This window comes from Candidatus Zixiibacteriota bacterium (assembly GCA_040753495.1).
Classification (GTDB): Bacteria; Zixibacteria; MSB-5A5; order GN15; family PGXB01; genus DYGG01.
Genome location: JBFMEF010000217.1, coordinates 1 through 5,979, shown reverse-complemented (window position 1 = coordinate 5,979; position 5,979 = coordinate 1). Strand labels below are relative to the sequence as shown.

5 protein-coding genes are annotated in these 5,979 nt (G+C 52.5%); 4 read left to right on the top strand and 1 reads right to left on the bottom strand.

The annotated features are described in order from the left end of the window. Positions 1–256 precede the first annotated feature (256 nt). The 4 genes from AB1690_13885 (at position 257) to AB1690_13870 (ending at position 5,446) form a co-directional block, all read left to right on the top strand. Entirely contained in the window at positions 257–1,630 is a 1,374-nt protein-coding gene (locus tag AB1690_13885) for a sigma 54-interacting transcriptional regulator (GenBank protein MEW6016398.1), read from the top strand. Positions 1,631–1,905: 275 nt separating this feature from the next. Then, on the top strand, positions 1,906–2,445 hold the full coding sequence (locus tag AB1690_13880; protein ID MEW6016397.1) for a hypothetical protein: 540 nt from the start codon (positions 1,906–1,908) through the stop codon (positions 2,443–2,445). Between the two features lie 38 nt (positions 2,446–2,483). Continuing rightward, positions 2,484–3,551 (top strand): tetratricopeptide repeat protein, encoded by a 1,068-nt coding sequence (locus AB1690_13875; GenBank protein ID MEW6016396.1) that lies wholly within the window; start codon positions 2,484–2,486, stop codon positions 3,549–3,551. Between the two features lie 23 nt (positions 3,552–3,574). Continuing rightward, entirely contained in the window at positions 3,575–5,446 is a 1,872-nt protein-coding gene (locus tag AB1690_13870) for an HD domain-containing phosphohydrolase (GenBank protein ID MEW6016395.1), read from the top strand. An 87-nt stretch (positions 5,447–5,533) separates the two neighbouring features. Here the strand turns inward: AB1690_13870 and AB1690_13865 are convergent. Continuing rightward, on the bottom strand, positions 5,534–5,979 hold a 446-nt coding region (locus AB1690_13865), incomplete at its 5' end, for a DUF6569 family protein (GenBank protein MEW6016394.1).

The following is a 5,979-nucleotide window of genomic DNA, read 5'->3' as shown; positions in this document are numbered from 1 at the left end:
TGTTACGCCGTCAGTCCCGCTTTAAGCGGTATCACCTTATGAAAGTGATGTCGAACCCTAAGAAGGAATTCGACCTACTCGAACGATTTGCTGCGGTGTGAGTCCGCCGCGGCGGACTTCCCGACAGAAAATCACTTCGGCCAGGAAATGATTACTTCCGCTCCTCCCTCTGAGCCCCCTGCTACACTCCCCCCCTTTCTTGCCGATAATACGATAATGAGATATACCCCTGTCTTCAACGGGGCTCTCTATAACTATGTCCAGCAAAGTCCTTATATACGGCGAACGGCTCAGCGGCAAAAACTGGGAAAAACTCTGCGCCACCCACCCGGAACTGCGCGATGATTCCCTTTTGCTCCGGGAGCCGGTTCTTCCTGAAACCGCCACCGACAGCAAGACCGCCTTCGTCGACCTCGAGACCGCACAATTCCGCAACCCGGAATTCCTTCTCTCCCTCTCCAAATCATTCGACCAACTCCGCATCGTCGGTATCGCCGAATCCCCCTCCATCGATGAGACCGTCGAGGTCGCCAAACTCGGGGTCGCCGAAATTCTCAATCTCGAACAGTTTCTGAAACGACTTGAAAACGGTCATAAAATGAAAGAGACTCCCCCGGTTCCGGAAATCCCCGCCGCCAATGCCGACCCTTTTTCGGTTTCATCTATAATAGGTCATTCGCCCCGGATGCTGGAAATAAAGAAGATGATTGAGCATCTCTCTGACGTCGATTATCCCAATGCCATCTTCTTCGGCGAAACCGGCACCGGCAAAGACCTTCTGGCGAAAGTGATGCATTACAGCGGTGTCCGGAAGGACAAGAACTTCATCGAGGTCAATTGCTCGGCCATTCCGGATGAACTCTTCGAATCGGAACTGTTTGGCCATAAGAAAGGGGCTTTCACCGACGCCAAAAACGACAAGATTGGTCTTTTCGAATTCGCCCATAACGGCACCATCTTCCTTGATGAAGTCGGCAATCTCACATCCTCGGCGCAGGCAAAACTTCTCAAGATTCTCGAGAACCGCAAACTCCGCCCCCTCGGCGGGGTCGAAGAAAAAGATATCAATGTCCGCGTTCTTGCCGCCACCAATATCAATCTGGAACAGGCGGTTCGGGAAGGGCGGTTTCGGGAGGATTTACTTTTCCGCCTTAATCTGATTTCGATTCATCTGCCGCCGTTGCGGGAGCGAAAAGAGGATATTTTCGATTTGGCGCTCTATAATTTCGACTTCTACCGCACGCTTTACAACAAGCGGCTCCTTTGCATCCGGGATGACGCTCTTGAGGCTCTTCAGGCCCACAACTGGCCCGGAAATGTCCGCGAACTGCGCAATGTGATAGAGCGGGCGGTGCTTCTCGCATCCACCGGCGAACTGACCGCCCCGATGCTTCGAGAGGCAATCAAAAATGGACGAGTCACCGCTCGCGAGCGTCGCCAAATCACAATTGAGATTCCGGAGGCCGGTATCCCGCTCAAAGCCATCGAGCGCCAGGTGATTCTCGAGATACTCAATATGGTGGGATGGAACCGCACCCAGGCCGCTTCGATTCTGAAAATATCCCGCGCCCGACTCCGCAGGATTATGGAAGAGAACAACTTGCGTGATGACCGACGCGGTACGGACTGAGCCGGTCTAAAGTGTGCCGCCGGTAGGGCTTGCGGCAATCTCTTATCCCACACCATCTTATCGAAATGTCAAGCAACCTCTGAAAATATCGGCTGGCTCATTTTGTGCCGATGACCCCTGTCGGCCGACCCGGACGGTCCCTTTAATCACCTCCCTGATTGGGCGCAATTTCAAGCCGAGCAAAAAGTTACATCTTTGTTGCGCCAGTTGGCACCCCTTTTGACTGTACTCCCTCCTGAATGATGATATTCGAAACCCAGAAAGGAGAGAGGATAATGTTGAAACTCAGCAATCATCGATTTCTCAGCGGGGCTATTATCGCCATAGCGGCGATATTCCTGATTGCTCTGGTCGGATGCTCCAAGTCTCCGACTGTGAGTGATGAACCCTCCCAGCCGAAACTTTTGAAGCGAACGGCATCGGCTCAGAAGTTACTGGAAGGGTCGGCTTATATCGATACCGTCCTCACTGCTAAAGAAGGAGGGGTGGTGTCGTTAGTTGATGTCGAACTCTCATTTCCTCCCGGAGCGCTGCCGTCCGATACCCTGGTCTTTATCGAAATCGCTGACCTCAGCGTCTTCGAGAACCACTTCGGCACCGACGGCCTGGTCTTCAATCTGCCCGTCAAAGTTGTCATGAGTTATCGTGACGCCGACCTGACCGGCATTGTCGAGACCTCGATTACTCTTGCCTGGTTCAATGAATATACGGGCCAGTGGAACCGGATGCCCTGTGTTCTCGACATCTTCAATAAAACCGTCACCGGATATGTCAACCATTTCTCGGCTTACGCTCTGATTTCGGATGACAATTGAACCGATAATAACTGAAGATGGAAGGTCATGCGAAAATTATGAAAACGGTAACAGTAACAAACGGTGCGCCTCTCATCAGTGACGGCCGACATTTGCTGGAACTGGCGAGAGAGTGGATGAAACAGGGAAACACCGCCGTTGCCTTCCAGTTACTCAATCAGGCTCTCAAACTCAAGGAGACTGACGAGAACAAGGTTCTTAAAGGAGAACTTTCGAAAGAAGTAGGCCGTGTCTTTATGCAGAGTGGTCAGTGGGACCGGGCAGAGGAAGCCTATAATCTGGCGCAGTCGATATTCCTGGAAAGCGGACATCTGCGGGGAGCGGCCGAATCAGCCCGTAACCTCGCCAATATGAAATTTCAGCAGGGGCAATTTGATGTTTCCAATGCCCTCTGTGAAACCGCCATTGAATGGGCCACCAAGACCGGGGACTTCCAGTTGCGAGCCACTATTCTTAACACTCAGGGCGCCATCAAGTCGATTGAAGGGAAACAGAAAGAATCGATTCAGGTCTTTCGTCTCTGTCTGTCCGACTTTCGTCGCTCCGGCAATAGACTGCGGCAGGCTTATGTCCTGCATAACATTGGTGTAGCCCAAACTGAAGTGGGTCAATTTGCCGAGGCGAAGATATCATTTGAAGAGGCTCTTGCTCTGGCGCTGGAGAATCGCGACCCCAACCTGGTGACCCTTTGCTATATCAATATGGCGAAAATGTATCTGCAGAACGGCGACCTCATTGCCGCCCGCTCCCTCCTGAAAGCGGCCCAGGACCTGCTTGATAGTGTCAAATCTCCCCAGATGCAGGTCGATTACGAAATCGTTCTGGCCGACTCCTGCCGGCGAGGCGGCGATCTGGAAAAGTCAGAGAAGATTCTTGACCAGGCTCTGGCGCGGGCGCGCGAACATAATCTGATTCAGCATGAGGCAGAGATTCTTTATTGCGCCGGCCTGACGGCATCCGACCGGGGCTGTCTCGACCTTGCCCGGTCGCGCCTGGAGGCCGCGATTGTTCTCTTTAAGAAATCCGGCGGCGGCGGACTCAAGAAAGCCGTCGAAAGGCTAAAGGCAATTGAACATGCGGCGAACTACAGTAATAACCGGGACTGATAAAAGCAGCCAGGGTGACCAATATGAACAACACGCCCGAACGATACGAACCCGATTTATCCGGCAACAAGTGGGCCTCCACCCTCAGTAATCTGCTTGAATTAGCCCGAAAAGCTGCCGACAATTTCAATTACGAGCGAGCCTTAAGACATCTCAATACCATGGAAGAGCTTTGGCAGTCCAAAGCTCTTCCGCATTATTCCCTCGAATTGAAAATAAATATGCATCATGAAAAAGGGCGGGCTCTTTCCAGGCTGGGGCGATATGCCGAGGCTATCGCCGAATATGAAAAAGCCCTTCCCCTCTGTCACGAAAAAAGATTTCAACCGCGGCGCGCCGAAATCTTTCTCGAAATCGGTCAGCTGCTGGCGAAATCGGGAGAACTTGACCGCGCCCTGGGACAATTGCATCGGGCTCTCGGATTATACCGGCGTCTCAATGACCCGCTTGGAATCTGCAAGAGTCTCCGCAACCTTGGTGTCATTTATATCGAACTGGGGGACTTTGAAGATGCCGAGCTTGCCTATAGCGAAGCGATTCAGATCGCCTCCGAGGAAAAACAGAACATGCTTTATGCCGACCTCTACAACAATCTCGGCGCCATCAAAAATATGAAAGGTGACTGGACCGCCGCCCTGGACTGCTATAATATCGCTCGCGATGTCTATGAAAAAGAAGGGGAAGTGCGCAAAAACGCCTACACCCTCAACAATATCGGCATCACGCTGCTGGAACGGGGGCAGCTTGACTCCTCTTTGAAAAATTTTATCTCGTCTCTTGAAGTGGCTGAGACTATCAAGGATGCCTCGCTCAGCCTTATTCTGAATATAAACTTGACCGACCTGTATCTTAAGCGCCGCGAACCGGAGGAAGCCAAAATCTACTGTCAGAACGCCGTGCGCTACCTCGAAACCGAGCAGCTACGCAATGGTCAACTGGTCGAAATCTGGAAACTCGCCGGCAAAATCGCGGTGATGAACAATGAATTCGAGACGGCGCGGGAGAATTTCGCCCGGGCTCTTAGTCTTGCTGAAGAACTCGGTTTGCAGTTCTCTCAGGCGGAAATACTGAATGAACAGGGGCAGTTATTTGTAGAAACTGACCGGCATATGGAAGCCCTTCAATCTCTGGAAAAATCGTTGCGAATTTTCGCCCAGTTAAACGCCGCCGGTCGCGCCGAAAAGACCGAAAATCTGATTGATTCCATTGAAGGTTTGTATCTGCGGGTTTTCGAAGCGATGGCTTTCAGCGTGGACCAGAAAGACCCTTATACCAAGGGGCATTCCGACCGTGTAGCCCATCTGTCGCTGGCTCTGGCGCAGGCGTTGAATCTGTCCGATATCGATATCAAGACCATCGCCGCCGGCGCTCTCCTGCACGACATCGGAAAACTTGATATCCCTGATGAAATCCTGAAAAAAACCGGAAAACTGCTTCCAGAAGAATTCGAGCAGATAAAGAGACATCCCGATCTCGGCGTGCAACGTCTTTCCGGCCTTCGTTTCCCCTGGGATTTCATGGCGCTTATCAGACATCATCACGAGCAATTCAATGGCGGCGGCTACCCCGGCGGTCTCAGCGGCGAAATAATCCCGCTCGGCGCCAGAATTGTCTCCGTTGCCGACGTCTTTGATGCTCTCACCTCCGAACGCCCCTACCGCGCCGCCTTTGACCCCGCCCGGGCTCTCAAAGTAATGAGCGAGGAGATGAACGGGGCATTTGACCCGGTCATCCTCGATACTCTGGTGTCGCTCGTTCGGGGAGGACGTCTCGACCACATCATCAATCGGCAGACCCGCCCCGATGAACTGATTCATATCTGGGGGCAATGCCGTTTTCGCCCGGAACAGACCCCTCTCGATTCCACCGGCGCCCCCGTCCCGACATCAAAATAAGAGAAAATTTCTCCACCCCCCAACGTCGAAACCCCCATTACCTGTCTTTCGGGCAATAGGGGTTTCGCGGACGGTCGTCAAAGGGGTTTATCTCGCCAGGATATTCTTATGAATCCAAATCGACGTCTTCAGATTCGGATAAGTCTCGAAGACTACACAGTCATCGGTCTCCTTTATCCGAAGCTCCATCGTTCGATTAATAGTCTTGCGGAAGAAATTTCCCTGCTCCGACTCTTCCAGCCAGCGAAAAACATCGGCTGAGGTCACGGTCGGCACTTTCTTTTTCGGGGCAAATTCCGTTATTGCCTCGGTGGCAGCTGCTTCCAGCAGTTGCGGATACATCTTCGCAAATAAAAGCGGGCTTTGATACAGGTCGGCGCAACTAAGTTTGCCGTTGACGGCAAAAATCAGGCCGACGGCGTCGTCGCGCAGACGAATCTTCCCGCGAAAGTATTCGAGGTAATCTTCCACCCGCGAACGCACGATTTCATCTTCCTGCATTATCTGAAGGCTGCTGGAGTGATAGCCTCCGC

What these genes read in the sequence shown, in the direction of transcription:
- AB1690_13885 (MEW6016398.1), top strand. Translation starts at nt 257, where the DNA reads ATGTCCAGCAAAGTCCTTATATACGGCGAACGGCTCAGCGGCAAAAAC.
- AB1690_13880 (MEW6016397.1), top strand. Translation starts at nt 1,906, where the DNA reads ATGTTGAAACTCAGCAATCATCGATTTCTCAGCGGGGCTATTATCGCC.
- AB1690_13875 (MEW6016396.1), top strand. Translation starts at nt 2,484, where the DNA reads ATGAAAACGGTAACAGTAACAAACGGTGCGCCTCTCATCAGTGACGGC.
- AB1690_13870 (MEW6016395.1), top strand. Translation starts at nt 3,575, where the DNA reads ATGAACAACACGCCCGAACGATACGAACCCGATTTATCCGGCAACAAG.